Raw genomic sequence first — 11,985 nt, 5'->3', positions numbered from 1 at the left:
CTTCTTAAATTCTCAGGAACTTGGGAAAGTGCAACGCCCCCGCTGGCTTGTATGGTGTGCTTACGACACTCCTGAATGCCTCCCGGGGGCGTCGCGCCGCGTAGGCGGTGAATGTGACCAATAATAAAATCCATGAAGTTGAAGGGCTGCGCCATATGGCTGACTACAACTCGACCTCGGGCGACCACGTCAAACTGGAAGATAACCGAATCGTTGATACCCATCCGGTGACCGTAAACTCCAGCGGTGCCGCGGCACCTGCAGGTGTAGATAACGGTGCCACTCCGAAAGCCGTTCGTCGCATCGGCGACCGCGTTTTCGAAACGCTATCCACTGCATCCGCAACACTGATTACGGTATTCATTGCCGCCATCGGTATCTTCCTTGTCCTCCGTGCAATTCCTGCACTTAACCGAAACGCCAACGGATTCCTAGGATTCTTTACGTACACCGATACGTGGAATACCTCCGATGTTGAGAACATGTACTTCGGCATTCCGAACCTGTTCGCAGCAACCGTCATGATGTCAGTCTTGGCGTTGATCATCGCTATGCCAATTGCTTTGGGCGTTGCGATCTTCTTGTCCAACTACGCACCAAAGTCCATCGTTAAGCCAATGGGCTACTTGGTCGACATGCTAGCTGCAGTTCCTTCCATCGTTTACGGCCTGTGGGGCTGGCTGGTGCTTGGCCCATTCCTATCTGGCTTCTACAAGTGGATTGAAAGCTGGGGGAGCGGCTTCTTCCTGTTTGCGACCTACAGCAACAGCCCATCGTTTGAAACCGGCCGTAACCTGTTTACCGGTGGCATTGTTCTAGCAATCATGATTTTGCCAATCATTGCCGCAACCACACGCGAAATCTTCGTGCAGACGCCTAAAGGCCAGGTCGAATCCGCATTGGCTCTCGGCGCTACCCGCTGGGAAGTTGTACGCATGACCGTGCTGCCTTTCGGTATGTCCGGCTACATCTCCGGTTCGATGCTCGGCTTGGGGCGCGCCCTTGGTGAAACCATGGCGCTATACATGGTGGTTTCCCCATCGACCGCATTCCGCGGTTCGTTATTTGACGGTGGTACGACATTTGCAACCGCGATTGCGAACGCGGCACCGGAATTTAATAACGACATCAAGGCAGGCGCTTATATTGCTGCCGGCCTAGTCCTGTTCCTCTTGACCTTCGTGGTCAACGCGATTGCCCGCTCGATTGTTGCGGGCAAGAAATAGGGAGGTTGTAAAAAATGACTAGCATTACAGCTCCTGCACAAACCGGAGTCGGTAAAACCTCCGCGTTCTTGCAAATCTCGGCTCGCCGCAAGGCCACCGATAATATCGCTAAGTATCTCATCTACTTCTGCATGGGCTTAGCAGTAATTCCTTTGATTCTCGTTCTGTGGGAACTGATTTCTAAGGGCCTTCCACCAGTGCTCAACGCTGAATGGTGGACCGATGACATGCTGGGTACCCGCTACGCCCAAGAAGGAGGCGGCGCGATCCATGCGATTATCGGTACCTTGGTGCAGTCGGTTCTAGCATCTATCATCGCTATCCCTATCGGTATCTTCACCGCAATCTACTTGGTTGAGTACTCCCGTGGCGGCTGGCTCGGACGCACCACAACCTTCATGGTGGATATCTTGTCCGGTGTGCCTTCGATCGTTGCAGCACTGTTCGTCTACGCGGCCTGGATTACGGTCCTAGGTTTCGACCGCTCCGGCTTGGCCGTGGCTTGGTCCCTGTTGCTGCTGATGATTCCAATTGTGGTTCGCAACACCGAAGAAATGCTGCGCGTTGTTCCAATGGACTTGCGCGAAGCTGCCTACGCTCTTGGCGTTCCAAAGTGGAAGACTATCGCGCGCATTGTTCTTCCAACTGCATTGTCCGGTATTGCAACCGGCATCATGCTGGCGATTGCCCGCATCATGGGTGAGTCTGCACCAGTTCTGATTCTGGTTGGTACCACCCCGGCGCTGAAGTGGGACCCCACCGGTGGCCCAATGTCTTCCTTGCCGTTGATGATGCTCGATATGTTCAAGGCCGGTTTGAACCCGAATGTTCTTGACAAGATGTGGGGCGCAGCATTCACGCTGGTTCTGATCATCGCAATTTTAAATATTGGTGCTCGCGTAATTTCCGCGAAATTCTCCATCAAACAGTAGCGCGCCTTTCCACCACCTTTATTTCTTCCAGGAGTATTAATGTCAAAGCTCGAACTCAATGACGTGGACATCTTCTACGGTGATTTCCACGCTGTGCAAAATGTCAATATGCACATCCCGGCTCAGGCAGTGACCGCGTTCATTGGCCCATCCGGCTGTGGTAAGTCCACAGTTCTGCGCAGTATCAACCGCATGCACGAAGTTATCCCTGGCGCATATGTCAAGGGTGAAATCCTGCTCGACGGTGAAAACATCTACGGCTCAAAGATTGACCCAGTCTCCGTACGCAACACCATCGGCATGGTCTTCCAGAAAGCTAACCCATTTCCAACCATGTCCATCGAGGACAACGTGGTGGCGGGCCTGAAGCTGTCCGGCGTCAAGGACAAGAAGAAGCTCAAGGAAGTAGCTGAGAAGTCTCTTCGCGGCGCAAACCTGTGGGATGAGGTCAAGGACCGTCTGGATAAGCCAGGCGGCGGCCTCTCCGGTGGTCAGCAGCAGCGTCTGTGCATCGCTCGCGCGATCGCTGTGGAGCCAGAAGTTCTGCTCATGGATGAGCCATGCTCGGCACTGGACCCAATTTCGACCCTTGCTGTGGAAGATTTGATCCACGAGCTGAAGGAAAACTTCACCATCGTGATCGTTACCCACAACATGCAGCAGGCTGCACGTGTATCCGATAAGACTGGTTTCTTCTCCTTGGAAGCAACTGGCCGCCCTGGACACCTTGTGGAATTCAACGAGACCAAGAAGATCTTCGAAAACCCAGATAAGAAGGAAACCGAAGACTACATCTCCGGCCGCTTCGGCTAAAAGGACATCTCCCTACAGATTTGATTGTCCGAGCATAAAGTCCAGCCACACTCTTTTCGAGTCAGAGAGTGTGGCTGGACTTTTCTATGCCTGTGGGAAGGGGAGCTGCTCGGTGCTGTTGCCCTAGCGCTGCTTTCCTAGCGGCGGAATTGGCGCTCTAGCGCTTGGAAGCGAGCTTCCGCATCTGCACGTTCCTGCTTGCTCTCGCGCTCTGCTAGGTACTCTTCTGGGGTGAGCCCCGTTATAAGAAATACGACGCGGGCGGCAACGTTTACACAGTGATCGGCATAGCGTTCGTAAAAGCGTGATAGCAGCGCAATATCGACTGCAGCACGCGTGGTCTCCGTCCACTCGCGGCGGGTTAAAACATTGAGCAGATGCTCATTGATGTCATCAACGGCGTCATCCTCACTGGTTAGCCGCAGCGCAACATCGGCGTCTGGATCCACCAAAACGTCACGGGTTAACGTGACCATATCTTCTACTAGGCGTGCCATTTCCTTGAAATAACCTAGGTAGGCATCCGGAATGACCGGCTCGGGGTGGCGCCGGCGTGCGGCATTAGCAATGTGCTTGGCTAGTCCACCCATGCGCTGTAAATCTTCGACGATGTAAATCGAAGACACGACCTGACGGAGATCCTTGGCAACCGGATTTTCCAAAGCGAGCAGTTCTACCGCGCGTTCTTCTGAGCGGATCCGGACTTCATCTAATTCATCTGAGAGTGAGATGGCTTCTTCCGCGGGTTGCAGCGCAGCTGTCAATAGCGCCTGGGAAGCCTTGTGCATGATCGCCGAAACACCATCGCACATCACGATTAGGTCGTGTGCGAAGGCGTTCAATTCATCCCGATAAGCGTTACGCATACCGGTAGTCTATGACATTCATCCCCACTACGCGCGGCGAGGGCAAAGAGATTCCCGTGGGTCTGCCCTAAATGTGGGTAATATCAATGATTTTTATTTGAATCTGAGACTATCCGCCAGAGTGCATGAGCTCGGCACCCTCAGGTACGGATTCATCTTCAGGGTCATCGAGCCAGCCTTCTGGCAGCACGACCTTGCCCGGGGAGCCTTGACGGCCACGTGGGCCATCGGCGTCATCGGCAAGCGCTGGCGAATCGGCCCAAGGGGCAAGCAGATCGCGCAACTGCTGCAGAGACTCCACGCGCGCTAGTTCAGAGCGAACCTCACCGCCGACGGGGAAGCCACGCAGGTACCAGCCAATGTGCTTGCGGATATCGCGGGTAGCGTGAGCCTCGCCGTCGTAATGAGCCATAAGCTCTGCGTGGCGCACGATGATCTGTGCAACTTCTCCCAAAGTCGGCTCCGAAGGGATGTCCTCGCCGCGCAGCTGTGCCGAAAGCTCAGCGAAAAGCCACGGGCGACCCAGGCAACCGCGGCCGACTACAACGCCGTCGCAGCCGGTTTCCTCCATCATTCGGTGGGCATCGGTGGCTTTAAAGATATCGCCATTGCCCAACACCGGAATTCCGGTGTGCGCGAGGTGTTCTTTCAAGCGCTTGATTTCATTCCAGTTGGCTTCGCCGGAGTAACGCTGCGCAGCGGTACGTGCGTGCAAAGCTACGGCGGCTGCGCCTTCTTCTACCGCGATGCGTCCAGCGTCCAGGTGCGTGTGGTGCTCATCGTCAATGCCGACGCGGAATTTCACGGTGACGGGAATATCGGTGCCTTCGGTCGCTTTGACCGCTGCAGCCACAATATTGCCGAATAAACGGCGCTTATATGGCAAGGCTGAACCGCCGCCGCGGCGGGTGATTTTCGGCACCGGGCAGCCGAAGTTCATATCGATGTGATCCGCGAGATTTTCATCGACGATCATTTTCGCGGCCTTGTAGGTGTACTCCGGGTCGACGGTGTACAGCTGCAAAGAACGCGGGTCCTCATCGGGCGCGAAAGTGGTCATCTTCATAGTCTTTTCGTTGCGCTCAACCAGAGCACGCGCAGTAACCATCTCACAGACATAAAGTCCGGAGACGGTTCCAGTACGCCGAACTTCCTGCTCACGGCATAGCGAGCGGAAAGCAACGTTAGTTACCCCGGCCATCGGGGCGAGGATGACAGGGGAGGAAAGGGCGATGTTTCCAATTTCTAAAGACACGCCGCTATTGTCCTCTTTACCCGGGCTGTTTGGCAAATGTGAGTGACATGTACCCATCCCAGCTCAGGATGTGGCAGGGAGTGATTACAGCGAGTGCAAACGATTGGGCATACAATGTAAATGTTAGCTATTGTGGGCTATGTAACTTAAAACAGTGCCACTGCTGAAATTTCACATGTAAAGGTAAAACCGTCACGTGTTGCGGCAGCGTGCCATTACAAGGAGGTAATTAATTTGTCTGACAGGATTGGTAATTACAAGGATCTGGTCATGTCTGCTGAAGAAGCAGCACAGTTCGTCAACCACGGCGACGTTGTAGGCATCTCCGGCTTTACCGGTGCTGGCTACCCAAAGGCTTTGCCAACCGCTATCGCGGAAAAGGCTAAGGCTGCGCATGAAAAGGGCGAAGAGTTCCAGATTGACTTGTACTCTGGCGCATCTACCGCTCCTGATTGTGACGGTGTATTGGCGGAAGCAAACGCACTGCGTTTCCGTTCCCCTTACAACTCCGATCCAATTCTGCGTAACAAGGCTAACGCTGGCGAGATCCTGTACCAGGATATTCACCTTTCTCACTCTGGTCAGCAGGTTGAAGAGGGCTTCAATGGTGACTTCCAGGTTGCGATTATTGAGGTAGTTCGCATTCTTGAGGACGGCAACATCGTTCCTTCCTCCGCGGTTGGTAACAACCTCGAGTACATCGAAGCTGCTGACAAGATCATCTTGGAAGTTAACTCTTGGCAGTCGGAGAACCTTGAGGGCATGCACGATATCTACCGTGTTGCCAAGCTTCCTAACCGTCAGCCAATTCCAATCACCAAGGTTGAAGACCGTATTGGTGAAACCTTCATCGAGCTGCCTTCGGAGAAGGTTGTCGCAGTTGTTGAAACTAACGCGCCAGACCGCAACGCTCCTTTCCGCGCACCAGATGAGGTCTCGGAAAAGATTGCTCAGAACTTCATCCACTTCCTAGAGGGCGAAGTTGAAGCTGGCCGCCTAGAGTACGACGGCTTCATCATGCAGTCCGGCGTGGGCAACGTTCCTAACGCTGTGATGGCTGGTCTTTTGGACTCCAAGTTCGAAAACATTAAGGCCTACACCGAGGTTATCCAGGACGGCATGCTGGACCTGATCGACGCGGGCAAGATGACCGTTGCTTCCGCTACCTCTTTCGCTTTGTCTCCTGAGTACGCAGACAAGATGAACGAGAACGCTGACCGCTACAAGGAAAGCATCATCCTGCGTCCGCAGCAGATCTCTAACCACCCAGAGGTTATCCGTCGTGTCGGTCTGATTTCTTCCAACGGCATGATTGAGGCCGATATTTACGGCAACATCAACTCGACCAACGTTGGCGGCTCCCGCATCATGAACGGCACCGGTGGTTCTGGTGACTTCACCCGTAACGGCTACATCACCACCTTCGTGTCCCCATCGGTTGCTAAGGACGGCGCTATTTCTGCGATTGTTCCTTTCGCTTCCCACATTGACCACACTGAGCACGACACCATGGTCATCATCACCGAGTACGGTGTAGCTGACCTGCGTGGCCTGGCTCCACGTGAGCGTGTTGAGCGCATCATTGCGGTTGCACACCCTGATTACCGTCCAATGCTGCAGGACTACTTCGATCGTGCAATGCAGAACAAGTTCGTTCACACTCCACACGACTTGGCTACCGCGTTCGAGTTCCAGCGCAACTTCGCTGAGTACGGCGATATGCGCGGCGAGCAGAAGTAAGAAAAGCACGCATCGCTTATCGATGAACCCGCGGTACTCGCGGGCATAGCTGAGGACCTGCCGAAGAAATTCTCCGGCAGGTCCTTTGTTATGGGCCTTAAAACTTATCTCTTTAAGCTGCTTTTTTGTGTTTAAGTGCCCCCGGTTTTCAAATTTCTACCTTGGGGCATTAAGATAGTTTCTCGTTGGGCCTTTAGCTCAGTTGGTAGAGCTACGGACTTTTAATCCGCAGGTCGCGGGTTCGATCCCCGCAGGGCCCACAAAAGAAAAACACCGCTGATACAGTTCAGCGGTGTTTTTCTTTATGTCTTCTCTTCCCCCATCATTAAACACGGCTTTTTTCGTTTAATGATAAGATTTGGGGTGTGTATCCGAGAGATTTTGCCGATAAAGCCCATCTTGAAGGTCGAGCAATTGTTCCCCAGGGCGACGAATTGGTCATTGTTGCTCACGCTGAAGCTGTTGCGGCAGCAAATGATCCTGGGCGGTTTTCTTCCCGCGTTTCAGCGCATCTGCAAATCCCGAACGGGCTCGATGGAAAAGCGCACGCCGAGGCACGAGCGCTCGTCGATAGTTACTTAGCGCCAGGGCGAGTAGAGACGTTTGTGCCGCAGTTTCACGCAGCCGCGGACCAAGTTGTGGGCGATGCGCTCTCCGATGGCGCTGTCACTGACATAGGTGCTTTAGCTCGGTTGTATGCAGTGCTCGCTATGCAGGGCTGGTTGCAGTGGCCGGAGCATCTCACGCAGCGTCTCTTGGATTGGATTCAAGACAATGACCGCGCTCGCGTGAGCGGGGACAGGCAATGGACCAAGAGAGTGGCAGAAGAATTCGATGCCATCATCCGTATCGCTGTAGCAGAGGCCCCTGTTGGGTCAGAAACCCATCTGCTTGCAACTGGGCATGGGCTCTCGCATGAGGAAGTTGTTTCCATCCTGCGCAACTGGACGGCAGGTGATTTAGGTTCGATGGCTCGGTGCATTGAAGTTATTGCAGTGGCTTTCGCGAACGCGCCTGAGCTGCAGGACAGAGTGCGAGTCATCTTGAAGCCAGGCGAGCATGGGGGTCAGCGTGAGTTTGAGGCCATCGCTGATGAAATCTTGCGAATCGATAATCCTTTCGTCAGCAATCGGCGTGTGACCACGTGCCCGGTCGATATCGGGCAAACTCATATTCCGCAGGGCACTCGCGTACACATTCATTGGACCGGTGCCAACCGCGACCCGAAGGTCTTTGAAGGCTTTGACCCCCAAGGGCATGCGAAGGACAACCTAGTGTGGGGGACTGGGCCGCACTGTTGTCCAGGAAAAGCACTATCTATGGCGGAATTGCGAGCCTTTTGGACTGAGGCACTCGCGCGCTGCGAAGTAGTTGCGGTGAATGAAGCCGGTGCGAAACTCGAGGGCGTGCGCAGTGCCATTGGAGGCTGGGAAAGATCACCTGCGCGGCTGGTTCGGCGTAAAACAGGTGGAGAATAAAACCCTATGGCAAAAGACGATTTGAGGAAGTGACGGCACGATGAGCTACGAGACTGGGGCTAATGTTTCACAGGCGTTGTTGCAGCAGTGGTTGATGATTATCGGGGGCGTCTTTGTGCTTCTTGGCGGAGCGGTCGCAGCAGTGACTTCACCGCTGGGCATTGAAAAAGGCAGCTGGCTCGCAGCCTATCTCGTGCTCGTGGCAGGCGTTCCGGTGTATTTGGTGGGGCAGTTCATCGCGCACTGGTTAGCAGGCCGTGGCGGTTGGGCACTGTTGATTGGGTGGAACCTGGGCAATGCCGCGGTCATCGTTGGTTCGCTGCTGTCTTTGCCACTACTGGTGGATGTCGGTGGAATCGTTCTTCTCATACCGTTGGTGTATCTGCTGTGGATTGCGTTGCAACGAAAAATCACAGTGGAGGACAGCAGTAGGGCAGCAGTTATTGCGCGTTGGCTGCTTATCGCGGCGCTGGTGATTATGCTCTTCAGCATCCCCGTTGGCTTGGTATTAGCGCACCTGCGGGCCTAGAAAAATCTAGCTTAGAGGCGGATCCGGTATGGAAATTAGAGACACCCCGCTTGCTGTCGCGGAAGCATTCGCCGCAGCTTGGAATGACTATGATGCGGAAGCGTTAGCCGGGCTCTTTGTGGAGGATGCCGAATTCGTCAACGTGGTTGGACTCTGGTGGCATGACCGCGAACATATTCGCCAGGCACATGCTTATGGCTTCCGCAAAATTTTTCGCAACTCGCATATGAAACTAGGCAGAACAGCGGTGCGGGACCTGGGCGCGGACGTCGCGGTCGTGCACGCAGCCTGGACACTGACAGGCCAAGAATCACATGAAAACCGCGAAGCCGGTAAACGCCGCGGGGTCATCAGCTTTACCGTGCAGCGCCAAGCGGGTGGCGGGTGGTTGGCGGTTTCCGCGCACAATACTGACCGCATTAACGGTGCAGAAACCCATATTGCAGCAGAAGGCAGACTCAACCCCGCGCACTATGGCAATCAACCCGACGCCTGATCATTTAATCGCGCCCACAGACGTTGGGCGGCGTAGCTGCGATAAGGGCTCCACGACGCAACACGCACGGCGTCATGGTTCTTCTCTAAGCCGAATCCTGGCTCGGCCGCAGTCAAAATGCGGCGCAAGACTGCATCGGAAGCCGGAAACGCGTCCTTCTCGCATGCTGCGCGGATAGCTAAAACATCAAGCGTCCACGGGCCGATGCCATAGACGGTTGCTAGTTCCTCGCGGGGAGGAAGCTCAACATGTTCAGAATGAGGGCCACGCTCGGCAAAGAACTTCGCGACTTCAGACACAGTGCGCGCCCGCGAGTTGGTGAGCTTTACCGCGGCGCGAAGCTCATCGACAGGTGTTGCAGCAAGCTTTTGTGCGGCGGGGAACATGCGCAGCCGAGAAGCAGCTAAGCTTCTCGGCGGTTTTGCTTCGGCAGTCTCTGCTGACGGAGCCGCGCCAAAAGCTTCCACGAGGCGCGCCGCGAAAAGCCGGCCGGTGGACAGGGTTACCTGTTGACCTAGGACAGCCAAAATAGTGCCTTCAAAGGGCACGTGGTGGCGCGTAATGCGAATGCCAGGGCGTTGGCTTACCTGTGTCGCAAAAAGCGGGTCTTGGGCCAAGTGCGCGTTGATGGGGGCAAGGTCAGTATCCAAATCGAACCAATGCTTTACGCGCAGGGCAATGGCGTCATTAATTAGCGGGTCCTGCGAGTAGGTGGTGAGGCGAAGGTGGGCATCGATAAGCTGTGCTTGCACAAATTGCTGGGTGCCGGAAACCTCAATCCAGCGCGAGAGCTGCTTAGTCTCCGGGTTGAAGTCCTGCAAGCCCGCGACCGTATGCGACTTTAAGTTGGCGATGACCGCGGCGTGATCTAACGCGCCGTTGGCCTGTAGCTCAATGGTGGTTGGAGTACTCATGATGATGCTGAATCTGCTGGCCACACCCCGGAGCTGCCGCGCCGGTGGGAATCTAGAAGGTGAGTATCCACGATCCCGACGGCTTCCATCAACGCGTACATGGTGGTGGGGCCAACGAAGTTGAAACCCTCCTTGCGCAGAGCCTTCGATAAGGCCAGGGATTCCGCAGATTTGGTGGGGATTTCTTCGATAGTGCGCGGGCGCGGTGTCTTGTCTGGCTGGAAAGACCAGATGAAGTCAGCTAATCCGCCTTTGTCGCGCAGCTTGATGGTGGCGTGGGCGTTATTGATGGTGGCAAGGATTTTCCTCTGGTTGCGAACAATGCTCGCATCATTCAACAGGCGTTCTACGTCCGAATCGTCAAAGCGGGCGACCTTTTCCGGATCAAAGTCGGCAAAAGCAGTGCGGAAAGCCGGGCGCTTGCGCAAAATGGTCGCCCACGACAGCCCTGCTTGGAAAGCTTCCAAACTCAAGCGTTCATAAAGACCCTGCTCATCGCGAATAGGCATGCCCCACTCGGTGTCGTAATACTCGCGCAGCATGGGATCCACACTCGCCCACTTAGGCCGCGCCAAGCCGTCCTCACCGAGTACAATCCCGGAATCTAATTTTTGCGGGTGGGATTCCTTGCTCATGCTGCTCATGCTCCCTGCTCCAGTCCCAACAGTGCTGTTTTCGCTTCTAACCCGCCAATGTAGCCGCCCAGGGAGCCATCGCTACGCAGCACGCGATGGCACGGAACCACGACAGGCAGCGGGTTGGTCGCGCACGCCGTGCCCACAGCGCGCACCGCCTTCGGATTGCCCACGGATTCGGCAACCTCCTTGTAAGAGCGAGTATGGCCATAGGCAATCAGCGGCAGGTATTGCTGCACGGTCTGGCGAAACCCCGTCGACAGCGCATAATCCACGGGAAGTTCAAAGCTGTGCCGGGTCCCCGCGAAGTATTCATCCAGCGCGCTCGCCACAACGTCCAATCTGTCCGGAGCCTTTAAAATGCGCGGGCTGATTTGTGCCGCAAGCGTTTCCAACACAGCATCGAAACCTTCGCACTCAAAAGCCACACGCACCAGGCCTTTGTCGGTCGCAGCAAGCAGCAAGGTGCCCACCGGGGTGTCCACATAGCGGTAAGCCACGTCCAAAAGCCCTAGGCGTTGGGCATTTTCCACCAGTTGGGCATGGAGCTTGTCCGTTGCCCCAGTCTCCACGGCAAAGTGCGATTTATCAATCATGTCGGTAGCTCTTTCGTAGTTTCTTCATTCCGTCTGCCGCCGCGCGGCGTACCGCATCCGCATTAGAGCCAATCAGCTCCGCCGCTTCCCGGTAACTCAACCCGCCGAGGTAGTGATAGGCAATTGCTTGCCGTTGTCTGAGCGGCAAGGCGGCAACCAGCTGCCAGATATCGCAGTTGCTTATCGATGCCCCCTCCACCCCATTTTCACACTCTGGAAGTTCTTCTGGTGGGGTAGGAGAGACCATACGAGCGCGCCGGGAAAGTTGGCGAGTGATGTCTATTGCTTTGCGGTGGGCCACGCGCACCAGCCAGGCCTCAACATTGGTGTTCTCATCCAATTCCGGCCAGGCTTTGAGCGCTGCAAGGAAGGTTTCTGACCAAGCACCATCAGCATCGCTGCCAGGGCGCAACACTGCCCGACATACCCACAGTACGGTCTCACCGTGGGTTGCTACTGCCTGTTCAAAAGGAAGATTCATCAGCTATACCTTCTAAGGTTTTAA

Annotated in this window: 13 protein-coding genes and 1 tRNA gene; 8 read left to right on the top strand and 6 right to left on the bottom strand. The window is 55.2% G+C overall.

Annotated elements, in window-relative coordinates:
* The first annotated feature begins 155 nt into the window (after window positions 1-155).
* The 3 genes from pstC to pstB are packed head-to-tail and all read left to right on the top strand — an operon-like array spanning window position 156 to window position 2,971.
* Window positions 156-1,226, top strand: a complete 1,071-nt coding sequence (pstC, locus tag CSTAT_RS10970) for a phosphate ABC transporter permease subunit PstC (RefSeq protein WP_075723909.1) — start codon at window positions 156-158, stop codon at window positions 1,224-1,226.
* Between the two features lie 14 nt (window positions 1,227-1,240).
* Window positions 1,241-2,158: a phosphate ABC transporter permease PstA gene (gene pstA, locus CSTAT_RS10965; RefSeq protein ID WP_075723506.1), complete on the top strand. Its 918-nt coding sequence runs from the start codon at window positions 1,241-1,243 to the stop codon at window positions 2,156-2,158.
* Between the two features lie 39 nt (window positions 2,159-2,197).
* The gene (gene pstB / locus CSTAT_RS10960; RefSeq protein ID WP_066796200.1) at window positions 2,198-2,971 is read left to right on the top strand and encodes a phosphate ABC transporter ATP-binding protein PstB; all 774 of its coding nucleotides are present in this window, start codon (window positions 2,198-2,200) and stop codon (window positions 2,969-2,971) included.
* 137 nt (window positions 2,972-3,108) lie between these two features.
* On the opposite strand, the gene phoU is transcribed toward pstB, so the two are convergent.
* The gene (gene phoU, locus CSTAT_RS10955; RefSeq protein ID WP_075723505.1) at window positions 3,109-3,837 is read right to left on the bottom strand and encodes a phosphate signaling complex protein PhoU; all 729 of its coding nucleotides are present in this window, start codon (window positions 3,835-3,837) and stop codon (window positions 3,109-3,111) included.
* Between the two features lie 109 nt (window positions 3,838-3,946).
* The gene (gene dusB / locus CSTAT_RS10950) at window positions 3,947-5,092 is read right to left on the bottom strand and encodes a tRNA dihydrouridine synthase DusB (protein ID WP_075723504.1); all 1,146 of its coding nucleotides are present in this window, start codon (window positions 5,090-5,092) and stop codon (window positions 3,947-3,949) included.
* A 234-nt stretch (window positions 5,093-5,326) separates the two neighbouring features.
* Here dusB and CSTAT_RS10945 point away from each other — a divergent pair, with 234 nt between their 5' ends.
* The 5 genes from CSTAT_RS10945 to CSTAT_RS10925 all read left to right on the top strand — a co-directional run bounded on the left by CSTAT_RS10945 (window position 5,327) and on the right by CSTAT_RS10925 (window position 9,335).
* Window positions 5,327-6,832 (top strand): acetyl-CoA hydrolase/transferase family protein, encoded by a 1,506-nt coding sequence (locus tag CSTAT_RS10945; protein ID WP_075723503.1) that lies wholly within the window; start codon window positions 5,327-5,329, stop codon window positions 6,830-6,832.
* Window positions 6,833-7,019: 187 nt separating this feature from the next.
* Window positions 7,020-7,092 (top strand) — tRNA-Lys (locus CSTAT_RS10940).
* 105 nt (window positions 7,093-7,197) lie between these two features.
* Window positions 7,198-8,310, top strand: coding sequence for a cytochrome P450 (locus CSTAT_RS10935; protein WP_075723502.1), 1,113 nt, complete (start codon window positions 7,198-7,200; stop codon window positions 8,308-8,310).
* A 40-nt stretch (window positions 8,311-8,350) separates the two neighbouring features.
* The gene (locus tag CSTAT_RS10930; RefSeq protein WP_066796186.1) at window positions 8,351-8,839 is read left to right on the top strand and encodes a hypothetical protein; all 489 of its coding nucleotides are present in this window, start codon (window positions 8,351-8,353) and stop codon (window positions 8,837-8,839) included.
* A 28-nt stretch (window positions 8,840-8,867) separates the two neighbouring features.
* A complete protein-coding gene (locus CSTAT_RS10925; RefSeq protein WP_075723501.1) occupies window positions 8,868-9,335 on the top strand; it encodes an SgcJ/EcaC family oxidoreductase in 468 nt (155 codons plus the stop codon).
* Here CSTAT_RS10925 and CSTAT_RS10920 read toward each other — a convergent pair.
* From CSTAT_RS10920 to CSTAT_RS10905, 4 genes are read right to left on the bottom strand one after another with little or no spacing between them, the layout of a single operon-like run.
* Complete coding sequence (locus CSTAT_RS10920) at window positions 9,320-10,249, bottom strand: DNA-3-methyladenine glycosylase 2 (RefSeq protein ID WP_075723500.1); 930 nt, start codon at window positions 10,247-10,249, stop codon at window positions 9,320-9,322. The genes CSTAT_RS10925 and CSTAT_RS10920 overlap by 16 nt on opposite strands.
* Window positions 10,246-10,893: a DNA-3-methyladenine glycosylase I gene (locus CSTAT_RS10915; RefSeq protein WP_066797926.1), complete on the bottom strand. Its 648-nt coding sequence runs from the start codon at window positions 10,891-10,893 to the stop codon at window positions 10,246-10,248. Before CSTAT_RS10915 ends, CSTAT_RS10920 begins: the two co-directional genes overlap by 4 nt.
* Complete coding sequence (locus CSTAT_RS10910) at window positions 10,890-11,480, bottom strand: methylated-DNA--[protein]-cysteine S-methyltransferase (RefSeq protein WP_075723499.1); 591 nt, start codon at window positions 11,478-11,480, stop codon at window positions 10,890-10,892. Before CSTAT_RS10910 ends, CSTAT_RS10915 begins: the two co-directional genes overlap by 4 nt.
* Window positions 11,473-11,961: an RNA polymerase sigma factor gene (locus CSTAT_RS10905; protein ID WP_075723498.1), complete on the bottom strand. Its 489-nt coding sequence runs from the start codon at window positions 11,959-11,961 to the stop codon at window positions 11,473-11,475. The genes CSTAT_RS10910 and CSTAT_RS10905 overlap by 8 nt, the downstream gene beginning before the upstream one ends.
* Between the last annotated feature and the right edge of the window lie 24 nt (window positions 11,962-11,985).

Source organism: Corynebacterium stationis (genome assembly GCF_001941345.1).
GTDB classification, from domain to species: domain Bacteria; phylum Actinomycetota; class Actinomycetes; order Mycobacteriales; family Mycobacteriaceae; genus Corynebacterium; species Corynebacterium stationis.
This window is presented reverse-complemented; position numbering and strand designations above follow the sequence as displayed.